Annotated in this window: 13 protein-coding genes and 1 tRNA gene; 1 reads left to right on the top strand and 13 read right to left on the bottom strand. The window is 40.8% G+C overall.

Going from position 1 to position 12419, the window contains the following annotated elements; all coding sequences use genetic code 11:
- Window positions 1-11: 11 nt before the first annotated feature.
- Window positions 12-608, bottom strand: coding sequence for a TetR/AcrR family transcriptional regulator (locus ISX59_RS20350; protein ID WP_005783024.1), 597 nt, complete (start codon window positions 606-608; stop codon window positions 12-14).
- 239 nt (window positions 609-847) lie between these two features.
- On the opposite strand from ISX59_RS20350, the gene ISX59_RS20345 reads away from it, so the two are divergent.
- Window positions 848-920 (top strand) — tRNA-Met (locus ISX59_RS20345).
- A gap of 125 nt (window positions 921-1045) precedes the next feature.
- Here ISX59_RS20345 and ISX59_RS20340 read toward each other — a convergent pair.
- The 12 genes from ISX59_RS20340 to ISX59_RS20285 form a co-directional block, all read right to left on the bottom strand.
- Entirely contained in the window at window positions 1046-2569 is a 1524-nt protein-coding gene (locus ISX59_RS20340) for a hypothetical protein (RefSeq protein ID WP_220576230.1), read from the bottom strand.
- 338 nt (window positions 2570-2907) lie between these two features.
- Window positions 2908-3708 (bottom strand): hypothetical protein, encoded by an 801-nt coding sequence (locus tag ISX59_RS20335; RefSeq protein WP_220576229.1) that lies wholly within the window; start codon window positions 3706-3708, stop codon window positions 2908-2910.
- A gap of 13 nt (window positions 3709-3721) precedes the next feature.
- Window positions 3722-4090: a GntR family transcriptional regulator gene (locus ISX59_RS20330; RefSeq protein ID WP_005811098.1), complete on the bottom strand. Its 369-nt coding sequence runs from the start codon at window positions 4088-4090 to the stop codon at window positions 3722-3724.
- A 15-nt stretch (window positions 4091-4105) separates the two neighbouring features.
- Window positions 4106-4918 carry a hypothetical protein gene (locus ISX59_RS20325; RefSeq protein ID WP_220576228.1) on the bottom strand — a complete coding sequence of 271 codons (813 nt, stop codon included), beginning with the start codon at window positions 4916-4918 and terminating at the stop codon, window positions 4106-4108.
- Complete coding sequence (locus ISX59_RS20320) at window positions 4915-5769, bottom strand: ATP-binding cassette domain-containing protein (RefSeq protein ID WP_044299991.1); 855 nt, start codon at window positions 5767-5769, stop codon at window positions 4915-4917. The genes ISX59_RS20325 and ISX59_RS20320 overlap by 4 nt, the downstream gene beginning before the upstream one ends.
- 329 nt (window positions 5770-6098) lie before the next feature.
- On the bottom strand, window positions 6099-7532 hold the full coding sequence (locus ISX59_RS20315) for a tetratricopeptide repeat protein (RefSeq protein ID WP_005822083.1): 1434 nt from the start codon (window positions 7530-7532) through the stop codon (window positions 6099-6101).
- Window positions 7533-7551: 19 nt separating this feature from the next.
- Window positions 7552-8499, bottom strand: coding sequence for a PstS family phosphate ABC transporter substrate-binding protein (locus tag ISX59_RS20310; RefSeq protein ID WP_005783013.1), 948 nt, complete (start codon window positions 8497-8499; stop codon window positions 7552-7554).
- A 2-nt stretch (window positions 8500-8501) separates the two neighbouring features.
- Complete coding sequence (locus tag ISX59_RS20305; RefSeq protein WP_005783011.1) at window positions 8502-9317, bottom strand: energy transducer TonB; 816 nt, start codon at window positions 9315-9317, stop codon at window positions 8502-8504.
- Window positions 9318-9346: 29 nt separating this feature from the next.
- On the bottom strand, window positions 9347-9997 hold the full coding sequence (locus ISX59_RS20300) for a biopolymer transporter ExbD (protein WP_005783009.1): 651 nt from the start codon (window positions 9995-9997) through the stop codon (window positions 9347-9349).
- 12 nt (window positions 9998-10009) lie between these two features.
- Entirely contained in the window at window positions 10010-10615 is a 606-nt protein-coding gene (locus ISX59_RS20295; RefSeq protein WP_005792004.1) for a biopolymer transporter ExbD, read from the bottom strand.
- Window positions 10616-10642: 27 nt separating this feature from the next.
- On the bottom strand, window positions 10643-11455 hold the full coding sequence (locus ISX59_RS20290; protein WP_005783005.1) for a MotA/TolQ/ExbB proton channel family protein: 813 nt from the start codon (window positions 11453-11455) through the stop codon (window positions 10643-10645).
- Between the two features lie 140 nt (window positions 11456-11595).
- Window positions 11596-12042 (bottom strand): hypothetical protein, encoded by a 447-nt coding sequence (locus ISX59_RS20285; protein WP_080783769.1) that lies wholly within the window; start codon window positions 12040-12042, stop codon window positions 11596-11598.
- Window positions 12043-12419 lie beyond the last annotated feature (377 nt).

Here is a 12419-nt window from a genome sequence, read left to right as displayed (position 1 = left end):
CTAAATTTAAATTATTGATTAATTTTTGTTCTATGTAGTGCACCAAACACGATGTTGGCAACATATCTTTTTCGGGTTTCCATATCCAGGTTCGCCCCGATATGTCCTCGAATATATGGCACCTCGATGCCTTTTACGCAGTAATGTACCAACGCAGCGGTCATTTCCACATCGTCTATATGGAATACCCCTTTGTCTTGTCCTTCCTTCAGCACACTTTTGAAAAGTTGCATTTCTTTTGCATCAAACCTTTTGCGGACTTTCTCCACCCGCCAAATATCTCTGAAGAAGTTGGCACGGAGTGTTCCGTTACGATAAACCACCTCTTTTACTGCATCCAGTCGCGTGTAGATCATCTCTATAATTTTTTTATCAGGAGAGATATCTTTATCTGCCACACGCTTCATCATATCCGACAGAATATCCAGTTCAGACTCTACAACAGCCAAATAGATTTCATCCTTACTTTTAAAATAGGTATAGAGCGTACGCCTACCCTTTTTAGAAGCAAGAGCGATATCATTCATTGTAGTATTCTCCACGCCCATCTTGGCGAAAAGCTGACGGGCAACGTCTACTAACTTGGCTTTTGTTTTTGATACGGTCATAGGTTAATTGCACATTGCTGAATTATTTGTGCAAAAGTAATTCTTTTCTTTCGTCCACACAAGAAAATAAATAAATTATTAACAATTGTACCTGAAAACACTATAAAAAAAAGCAAAACAGATCATCTCTGATTTTCAAGAACATAGCATAAAAACGACATTTTTATCGAAAAATAAATATCGAAATATTTGGTAGTTCAAATAAAAGCCGTACCTTTGCACTCACAAAACAGAAACATCGCGGAGTGGAGCAGTTGGTAGCTCGTTGGGCTCATAACCCAAAGGTCGTCTGTTCGAGTCAGGCCTCCGCAACTAAATAGAAGAGAAAGGCTGATAATTAATAAATTATCAGCCTTTCTTGATTTTATATCAGAACCAAAGGGATCATGGATTACCGTTTTATCATTAAGTACCAACTTTAAGACAGTCACCAATAGCTACATTATTCTTAGTACCATCCCCGGATCAGAACAATCTCCCTCAGAAGCATTCATGAGTCCTATTTGTCGGATTACATCCCCCGGTATTGTCAAACGATTCCCCTTAATTACAATTTTGGAAGTAATATCCACCGGAGTTTCTCCTGCCAAATCCTGTGCATATACCGTACGATTCTCCTTTTCTATTGAGGAAGGAAATACCATCGTCACCTCTTTGAAATACCCCAGTAAACCGACAGGCACATCCCAACGATCAATAGATACGGTCACTGCAACTTCTTCTGTTACATATTCACGCCCCAAATTACGCCCTATTGTAACAACAGCTACAGCACCATTGGGATAACGGGACGCCAGCACAAATGGACGAACTTCCAGAGGAGCCCCGGAAACTTCCGGCAATCCCATTCCCCGGGCGACCCGTGCCGGTGCTTCAGCTATCACGTCCGTACCAACCTTACGTCCTTTATTCCAGGTTTCGTTCTCCCATAGCGTCCAATGATCAGTAAGCTTCACACTATCAATAGCATAAGCTGTATTTCCTACTGAGAAAGGTACTGCTATCCGATGCCATCTGACTCCACGTACTACTTCATCCAAACGTCGCTTTATATCACGCCCGGTCGGTGGAAATACAAAATCCTGTGTCCCATCCGGCAAAGTTCCTGCAAACGAATGACGCATCACACCAATAGCACAACCCAGCCCAACTGCAATATAAGGTTCATCTTCACAGTTGATAATTCCTTTTGCCCCATTAACGGTCTTATAAGGTAATAGATCACAAATACGCTGAATAGTAATCGGCTGCGCCATAATGTTTTCTACATCATACGTCCGAAAGACATCGCTGAATTCAATAAACTCATTTCGCAAAGCATGTTCTATATATAAATGAGGAGCATACCGTTTGCCCATAGAAGTTAATCTTCTCCTCCATTCTCCATTCCTATCCTCTTTCCCCCAATCCACTTTCCAATAATCAAAACCTGCTTCATTAGCTACCTTTATCCTCCGTTTCCAATATTCTTCCTCAGGAATATCGGCATACTTTTCTGCCTTCTGGGCACAAATCCATCCACCAACACCTTTCCAGCCTTTGCCTTTGATTTTTAAGGATAGCTGCCTTAAACGTTCCACGTCATCTCCACCAAAAGACGGGAAGCGATCCGGACTAAGTTCTACAGTTCCTAAATAAGGATTTGGTGAATCATTAACGCCTTTCGGTATATCCCATGAATCGTCCATTACAAAATAAAGATCTTTCCGGATAGCAGGATAACAATCTACCCAATTCTGATAGGGTCCATCTCCAAATAAATAGTCTTCAGTCATGGCGGCTCTGGTTAGTTCAGTACTTTTATAGCTGACCACATAGCCTTGCAAATTCCACGTACAAAAGTAATCCGGAGCTTTAGATGGAGTATCGGACACAAGGCTTTTTACTGCACATGGCTGACCTGCAACAGAAATACACATGCTACAAAAAAACAATATCAATAAGTTTTTATGTCGTGTCATATAGGATATTTTTTAGATTAACAAAAACAAATATTGCAAATATAATCATTCTTCTCATCTATCGGACAAGATCATTTCATTCGTTTCATTAAATCTCTCCAAAACGGCAAAATACTCCAATGCCTTACCACTCCAAAAACACGCCATTACTATCGCATTTAGCCCCATAATAGTCTACTGCATAAATGGTAAGTATGTAACAGAAAGTATAGCTTTCCACTTCTGATAACAAAAAAAGATGCAACAATAAACTAAACAGTTCTTTTGCTACATCCTTTTCTTCCTGATATACAATCTATCCACTCAAACTTCTCAAAGCCCGAGAAGCAATGCCTTTTTTATTCGTCCTGAAGTACTAAACACCCTTTTTCCTTCATCGTCACATGCAGCACGGCATCCTCCTTCTTAGGAGTCCAAATCATCTTCTTGCATTCCCCTTTCTGGAGCTCATTACGATGATAAGTCTCACTACCTGTCAAGTGTTCAGTACCAATTGTACATTCATGGACACCCCAGTTTCTGACGCCATCCAGATCCAAATAAAGATAGGGAATTATCGATTGGTGAGCATTAAATGTCACGCCATCACCATCAACATAGAGAGCGCGAATCTCACAAGAATCTAAACGTACTTCCCCACTTTGGATATGCGTAGCCAAAGAGTCTGTTTTTATCCCGTTTATATTCGTACGCAATCCACGAATGGTATTGGTCAGAAAAGCCAGATTAGCATCCGCTTCTATAGTAAGCTGTAATCCTTTAGCCTGCAACCCCGGAATAAGACATTTCTTTTTCTGTTCAGGAAGATCATAATTAGTCAAATCCAGGCAAATCACCAAAGTATCCGCATCCTGACTGATTTTCAGATATTCAGATTCCGGACTAAATAATCTTGTTTTCCCATCAGTAGATGGCACTACATTCACGCAAGCCTGTTCCAGCCATGCATGACGTGTATCACTTGCATAAACTTTTACGGCACGAACACCGGAAAACTCTGTTTGAAGCAACTTATCCGAAAAAGTGAGTATGTATGAGTCTCTATCAGACTTTTGGAAAGAAATATAAACGACACCTGCCATTAGTATCACGAGTACCGAAGCAAGTATGCCAATAAATATATATGTAGTACGTTTCATAAGATTCTATTTTTTATTTTTGTTTCATCATAAAGTTACGATACATAACCAGCAGCTCTTCATCCGAAACTCCCAGTGTGTAGAGTTGACGAAATACGTGCTCAAGTTCATCCTTCAAGAAGGTCTCCCGGCGAAGTGAAAGAATCAGATCTTTGGCACCGGCAGAAACAAAATAACCGATACCTCGTTTATTGTAAATGATATTCTGCGACTGAAGATAGTCGAACGAGCGCATGGCCGTATTGGCATTTACCTCTACTATAGCTGCATACTCCCTTACGGAAGGAATACGTTCCTCCTCCTGATACTGCCCGAGAAGTATCTCATCACAGATTCGATCTGCTATTTGCAGATAAATGGCTTTACTCTCTTTAAAATTCATAAACGTAAGAGTTTGTTACATTCGATTAATAATCTCAGATTCCTTGAAACGGAAATACGAAAGTGTCCAATTGACCAGTGTAAAGAGTATTGCTATTGCTGAAAGACAACCAAAAGCTGCTTCCTCACTAATATCCGGATTGAAGTTTATGTGATCCGACCATATCAATTTAGCAAATCCGCCAACAATTAACACATAGGCAATAAAAACAATCATTCCTACAGAAAATGTTTTGACAAAAGAATTCTTAGGCCAGACAGTACTCCCTAATACAAAACAAGACTGAAAGAAAAAATAGCCTGCTATCATCAATACAAACGTATAGGTATGCCTGAATACCGTATAATAACCTGTATTATCACCAAACAAATGAGACAACGGAGTAACCGCAATCGCATCATTCTCCGGATAAGCTAACGAATACACCAATACCTTTGTATAATCCGCCAGCTTATAGGTAATCAGAAAAACGATTAAGAAAACAACCGTAAATACCAGCCAGCGGGAAAAGAATTTTTCAAACGAAGTGGCAGGAGTCATAAGTACAGAGAGCCGCCCTGTTTTCGATTTCATCCTTTCCATCGTGAACGAAGCACTCAGGCAACCAAACACCCAAAGCCCCCATATAAAAATCATCAGATTAAAACTCCAGGTTATATCGCTATCCTGACTGGCCCGATAACTCAAATATCCATTCCATATCATTATCACCGCCATGGCACCATACATCAACGCGACACGGAGCAGATTTGACTTCCAGTTTTCGATCATCTCTTTACGGCAGAGATTCATAAAACGTGTTTGGCTGAAAAAAGTATCTCTTATCATAATTCTGTTTGTTTAGTGTGGAACAATGCAGATATCCTTTCGGGAACTGCCAAGGTAGCGTTAAAAAGTAACTCAAGATTGATCTCCGAATCCTCACCCGATTCATTAGGCAGAAGCAAGAAATTACCTTGAATAGACGGAGCGGAATATAAAGAAGATTGAAGCAATGTCCGGTCGTCACTCTCAGTAAAAAGCAGTTTATCACAAATGCCCATTACAGATTCGTTCAGTAGCACCCGGCTATTGTCCATAATCAGCACATGGTCCAACACCTTATCAATGTCACGCACCTGATGTGTAGAAATCAAGATCGTTTTATCATCTGTCATACCCGAAGCTATAAACTTCCGGAACTGGCTCTTACCCGGAATGTCCAGTCCATTGGTCGGCTCATCCATCAATAGTAAAGACGTATTTGTAGCAAGCGCAAAGCTCATGAACACTTTCTTCTTCTGCCCCATAGAAAGCGCCCCCAGATCAATATTGATATCCATCTCAAAATAGTGCAGATATTTCACCATATCCTCTTTACTGAAACGAGGGTAAAACGGACTGTTTAACTCTACATAGCTAATTAGCGAAACAGGGGGAAGGTCAAACTCTTCAGGAACCAGGAACATATCCTGCAATGTAACCGGCAGGCGACGGCGCACATCAGTACCGCGATAAAGCACACGGCCACTTTTGGGTGTGAGTAGGCCACTCATGAGATAGAGTAGTGTAGATTTACCTGCACCATTTTTGCCGAGCAATCCGTAAACTCTACCCTTCTCAAGTGACAGAGAAAAGTCATGCAATACGGCACGCTTCGATTTACGATAGAAAAAAGAAAGATTTTCTGCTGTAATCATCTTCATTTATTTATGAGTTTATGTGTATTAGTATAATAGTACACTGCAAAAGTAGACAAATATATGAATACTACAACAAATTCAGCAATATTTTTTCAAACTTTCTTATGCAATTCTTATAATCAACACTATAAAGGAACACATTTTATATATACAAAGAAGAGAATAAGATCAACGCAAAAACTGAGAAGCATATGTCTCACTAAATATAATAAGGTGAAAAACAAGCAGACTTATAATTAAGCAAAGGTAGCGGAAAGCACTATAAAAAAGGAGGAGCTAAGAATCACTCTCCACTCCTCCCACACGACAAACAACTAAAATTATTACTATTTGATGCCATCCAATGCACGTTTAGCAGTAGCATTAGCGGGGTCTATAGCCAGAATTTTATTCCAATACTCCTTAGATTCAGGAAGTTTGTTAGCCACCAGATAATAATATCCCAGATAACTGTAACACTCAATCAGTGCAGAGTTATATCTCGGATCGTTTTTGTCAACCAGGAATGTGGCTACCTCTTCATAATAAGGTTTAGCCAATCCCTGAGTGGTTTCCGGGTCTAACGCAGAATTGGTGCGTGCCCTCCAGAAGTTACCCAAATAACTATCCGGAGCCACTGTAGCAATTTCAGTAAAAATAGAATCGGCAGAGAGAAGAGCAGCCCTCCGCTCATCTAAAGGAACCGTCAATGTATCCGATTGCGTACCCTTTTCGTAATAAAGCTTTCCAATCTGGAACTGTACGTCAGGGGTACGCTTATCGGCACTCAACGATTCGCTATATTTTTTATAGGCTTCTATCGCCTTTGTAAATTCATTATTCAATTCATAAGAAGAAGAAACTTCACGCCACAAATCTGTTTTACTCGGATCGAGTGTGATTGCCTGCATATAAGCATCCACCGCTTGATCATACTTTTTTACAGCATTAAGCAAATGACCGAAATACATATAGTCAAGATAAGAAAAATCGGCCTTATCAGACTCTTTAAAGAAAGCATCTGCTGCTTTCATAGCTTCATCATAGCGTTTCAAGTCGGTATAGTTATACATAGCCAAACGGTTGAACGCGGCATCACGCGGATTCTTCTGCAATCCCATCAGAGCTATCTGTAGCGACTTCTCAAAATCATGGTTCAAGAAGAGCGCAAAAGAGTACTTCGTCAAATCATCTTCCGTTGCTTCCGGAGTATTGATGAATCGGGCATAAGCTTCAGCCGCTTTATCAAACTTATTATTCAAATAATAAATTTCAGCCAGTTTCTTGTCGGCAGCAACACTCGAAGGATCAATGCTCTTCAGCTGTTCCAGTTTCTCTATGGCAAGTTGTGGACTGGCAGCCTTATACACATCAGCGAATTTCAAATAGGCCTCTTTATAATTAGGATCGAAATAGATAGCCTGTTCGTAAAGCTGACAAGCTTTTCCGGCATCTTTCTTAGCTACGGCTATATCGCCTTGCAGCACCGATACCGCAGCCGATTTGCTGTCAGCCTTTTGTCCAAGAGCGGCATAAGTTTCCGCTTCACTAATTTTACCAGCTTCCAGATATGCCTGACCAATAGCAGTCAGGAGATCGGTATTTTTTTTATTTTTCCCTTTCAGCAACTGTGCGGCTTCTTCGGAAGCCTGCGCCGGGTTGGTCTGAATCAATTCTTTTACTTTGGCAACCTCGCTGTGCCAATCAGCATCCGCCGATTGCGCAAAAAGCGGACCGGCTGCTACAAATGCTCCTACTAAAAACAGTTGAAATCGTTTCATTGTAATTCAATTTTAGTTATTATTCGTCTTTCACGTCCACAATACGAACCGGCTGGGTAGCCGGAACGAGTCCGGACTTTAATATAATCCGCTGCCCTCTATCAGAAGTGAGAAAAGAAGCGAATCCCCAGGGCAGTGCATTACGGGGATCGTTCAGTAACACATAAATAGGGCGTGCTAACGGATAGTTTCCGTAATACAGATAAGCTTGATAGGGCTTGTAACTGTTCTGCGGGGTAGCCATATCGTCTGCACTTACTGACATCACTCTAATCTCATCACGGAAAGACAAGTTTGTGGTATCACTCCGGTTTCCAAGCCAATTGACGCCAATCACTCCGATAGCATCGGGTGTACGTGCTACGTAATCAATCACTTGCTGATTTGTCCTCAGAGCCTTTACATCTTTATCGGATAAAGGAGCTCCTTTGCAGATGGAGTCAACTGCAAAACGTACCGTGCTTGAGTTCTTATTATCAAATACGAGTTGGATATCACCCAGCTTTGAGGTAGGATAAAGCTCTTTCCATGCATGTACCCTTCCTGTCAGAATACGCCGGATATCACGCACCGAAATCAGGGTATCTGTATTTTGCCTGTTGACAATCAGGGCTAATCCATCAGTAGCCAGCTTTATTTCCCGAGGGAAGAATTTCCGGCTGTGGAAAGAATTCATCTCTTCGGGAGTCAATGTACGAGTGGTAATAGCCAGACGCACACTATCCTTCAGAAGCTGATTGATAGCGTCTACCTCAGTAGTATAACGGGGAACAATTCCGGCCAAAGGAAATAATCCCTCGAATACATCGATTTCCTCTTGAACAATGGGTTGAAAACTTTCGTCAGCGGTAATAGCTATTACTCCCGACGTATAAGTATCCGTCAGTCCGTCCTTGGGTTTTGAATTACAAGCAGATAATACAATCAAAGACCAGGCACTGATTAGCCAGAATTGTTTCTTAGTCATAATTACTGTAGTTTAAAGACAATAGGAACTGTGAAATTTACTGCCACGGCCTTACCGTTCTGTTTTCCGGGAATCCATTTAGGCATCGATTTGATAACACGTATGGCTTCCTTGTCGCAATATGGATCCAATGAACGTGCGATAGTTACATCCCGCACCTGTCCATCCTTACCAACCACAAAACGACAGATCACCTTTCCTTGTGTACCATTCTCGGCAGCAATGGTAGGGTATTTCAGATGTTCACCGATATACCTCATCAATTCTGTGGTTCCACCGGGGAATGTAGGCATCTGTTCTACCATATCGAAAACTTTTTCTTCGGCCGGCTCTGCCTGAGTAACCACTTGTTTCAAATCGGCAATATCCTTACCGTTTGCTTCATCGTTACCCTTCACGTCGGCAATGGATATAGCGACTTTGGTTTGTGTGAGTTCTTCCTGGCTTTTAATCTCATCATCCTCATGTACCTCCTCATCTTTTTTAATGACTGGAGCGGTAAACTTGATAGAACTCTTCAAAGCAGGTGGGGGTGGTGCCACCGGTTCTACTCTCTTCATCTCTTCCTGCTTTATTTCAGGCTCCTCCAATTGCGACAAGGTGGTGACTTCCGTCATTACCTCTTTTTGCTTCGGAGTGGCCATCTTGATTAAAGTCGGAAGACTAAAGCCCACTAAGGCGATTATCAACACAATAACCATTGCCACATTGTGACGTTTGGGTGAATCAGCACGCATTTTATACGCACCATAAGCTTTATTTTTGCCTTTAAAAATCAGCTCACACCATTCAAAAGAAGTTAAATCTATTTTTGCCATTTTAATTTTCTATTTTTTGGTGTTACATTTTATTCGGCAATATTCTGTGAAAGCTCACCCTTACTTTCAAAATTCTTCACCAGAAATTCGTCAGCCTCGGCAATATCCGTTATCACATACTTACCAATATTACATATCTGCATTTCATCGAGAGCGTCAATCAGATTTGCATACGATGCATTATCCATCGCCTTGATGATGACTGTAGGCGTATCCTTTCCACTCTTTATTTCGGAAAGTTGCTTTGTAAATTCATCGTCTGATATCTTAAGTTCCAGCTTCTTCTGTTTCAGATCATTTACCTGTCTGACAGCAGCAGCATTCTTCTTCAGAAGTATTGCCCGTAATCCATCCGGTTTATACGACGTCTCTTTCAGAGAAGTATAATCCTTGTAGTTGGGTTCTCCTTCATAATAATATAGTTTGTCATCGGGTCCCAACAAGAGCGTGATTGCCTGTGAAGCTTTCACCTTGCTTTGCTGTTCTTCAGTGATGTTTTTATCATTGCTCGGCATGCTTATCTCCATCGTCTGAGGTTTGCTCAACGAGGTACAAAGCATAAAGAAAGTGATCAACAACATATTCATATCCACCATAGGCGTAAAGTCTACGCGAACCGTCATCTTCTTCTGTTTGCTATTCCCCTTCTTTTTACCGCTTTCTTGTACTTCAGCACTCATAGTTGTTCGTTTTTAGTTTTCAGAAGTCGTTTTCAGAGAAGTAATCAGGTTATACCGATTCTCCCTGAGGTCCTGAAGTGAATTCATAACATTTTTAATCACAGAATAAGGAGTATCCGCATCAGCCTTGATCGCAATACGCAAATCAGAATTCACAGCACGTGCATTACGCACCCATGACTTAAACTGATTATCAAGACTATCGCAAGGAATACCTTCGTTCTTCAGTACTGCATCCTGCTTGTCAGTCGGCAAGTCAAGATAAGTTTTCATGTTTTTCATCGGCACTCCGAAAGTGGATGCCAACATGAATTTCTTTTCCTGTTCCGGAGTGAATGTGACGCCATATTCCTGTCCCATGCTCTCCAATACCGCTTTCAAGTCGGACTGCTTGTCCATACTCATAAATATCTTTCCGTTCGGATCGACCAATATCTGAAGGATATTCTTTTCCGGAATCTTAATTTCCGAAACTGAGGCGGGTGTAGTCACTTGTACCGGCTCTTTCTTCACAAATGTAGAAGTTAACATAAAGAAGGTAAGCAACAGTACCGTAACGTCACTCATCGCCGTCATGTCGATGAACGTACTTTTCTTTTTAATTTTCGCTCTGCCCATTATTGTCAGAATTTAGTGGATTCCAGATTATTTATGAGTAGCTGCAAAAGTCTGCACAATAGAGAAGCCTACCTCGTCAAGGCTGTAAGTCAACTTATCGATTTTGTTTGTATAGTAGTTATAAGAGATAACTGCCAACGCACCGGTAAGGATACCGAAAGCTGTATTAATCAAAGCTTCAGAGATACCTTGTGAAAGAGCCATTGAGTCGGCAGAACCACCGGCAGCCAAAGCGGCAAACGAACGGATCATACCAATAACCGTACCAAGCAATCCCATCAAAGTACCCAATGTGGTGATCGTACCGATAATCGGAAGATTCTGTTCCATCATCGGAAGTTCAAGCGCAGTAGCTTCTTCTAGTTCTTTTTGGATAGCAAGCAGTTTCTGATCTTTCGAAAGAGAAGAATCATTCTCCATTTCTTCGTACTTCCGCAATGTAGAAGTAACGACGTTTGCTACAGAACCACGCTGTTTGTCACAAACTTCCTGCGCCTTACGAAGATCTCCTGCCGATAAGGCATCCTTGATGTTAGAAACGAATTTAACCAAAGAACCTCTACCGAAAGCAGAGCGAAGAGCAAAATAACGTTCAATGCTCAATGCCAATACAGTCAGCAATAAAGTTTGAATAACAGGCACAATCACTCCACCTTTGTAAATAGTCCCCATAAAGTTTCCCGGAAGTGGGTGGTTGTTAGGATCGTTGTTCATAAAGTTCGTGGGATTTCCCAAAATGAAATGATAGATACACACTGCTATAATGAAACAGCAGATAATAACCAATCCGGCATTCTTGATACCTACAATCTTAGTCGACTTTTTTTGAGTAGTTTCCATAATAAAGTTTTTTTTGTTAAAGAATTTGTTATTAAGAATTAAAGTAAATACGATTAGACACACCGCAGTCCGACCCCTACAGCCCTCATGCTAAAAATGAGGCTGCATTGTCAAACACAGCGAGTATATAAGATTGGGAATTAAATAAGGATACGTCTTAAAGCAAAGATGTAGTAGTGACAGCTTATGGACGCATAATGTGGATCCTTATCCGAATAATAAGATTTACTTTGGTCTAATACCAACAAATTCTCTCTCAACAGGCACAATTTACGCATTGTGTCATTAAAAAGGTCAGAATCCTCAAGAATTCGACGAAGACGAAGATTATTAGTAGAAGAATATGTTTCAGAAACGGGTTTGAAACCTAGTTCAACATCGGAGACAGACAAAGTTTGCGATTTATCAAAACCGGCAAAATCGCTACCACACCGATAAGAGTAATTAGCATCCAAAGAAGAGGATGAAACCTGGCAAGAAGTAACCGGGTTATGAGAGCATTCCATAATATTCAATGCATTGCCACTTATGCTAAATGATAGCATCAGTAGAACAAACATCAATATGAATTTTACAGAAGTTTTCATCGTTCTATTTTTATGGATAAACTCTCTTTTCGATTTTCGTGGCAAAAATAGTAACTTATTGTATAGTGTCACCATATTTCACATCTTTTAATTACTAAAAATCGAACTCTACCATTAAAACACTCACAGCCGGTTTTTGTTTTAACTAAAAGATTCTTTCTTTTATATAAAAGATTAATCAAAGTAAAAAAGGTATAATGCAAATAAGTGATCCCCGCTTCTCCAAGCGCATGTCCCTCTTAGCCTATACCCCAAAAACAAGTCATCCCCTCGTGTCTTCTGACCCGAGGGGATGAACTCTCTGAAAAAAACGGCGACTACCTACTCTCCCACTGTTACGCAGTACCATCGGCGTGATCAGGCTTAACTTCTCTGTT

The sequence above is a fragment of the Bacteroides sp. FSHCM14E1 genome (assembly GCF_019633785.1).
GTDB lineage: Bacteria > Bacteroidota > Bacteroidia > Bacteroidales > Bacteroidaceae > Bacteroides > Bacteroides hominis.
The sequence above is the reverse complement of the archived record's forward strand: the minus strand, read 5'-3'. Positions and strand labels throughout refer to the sequence as shown.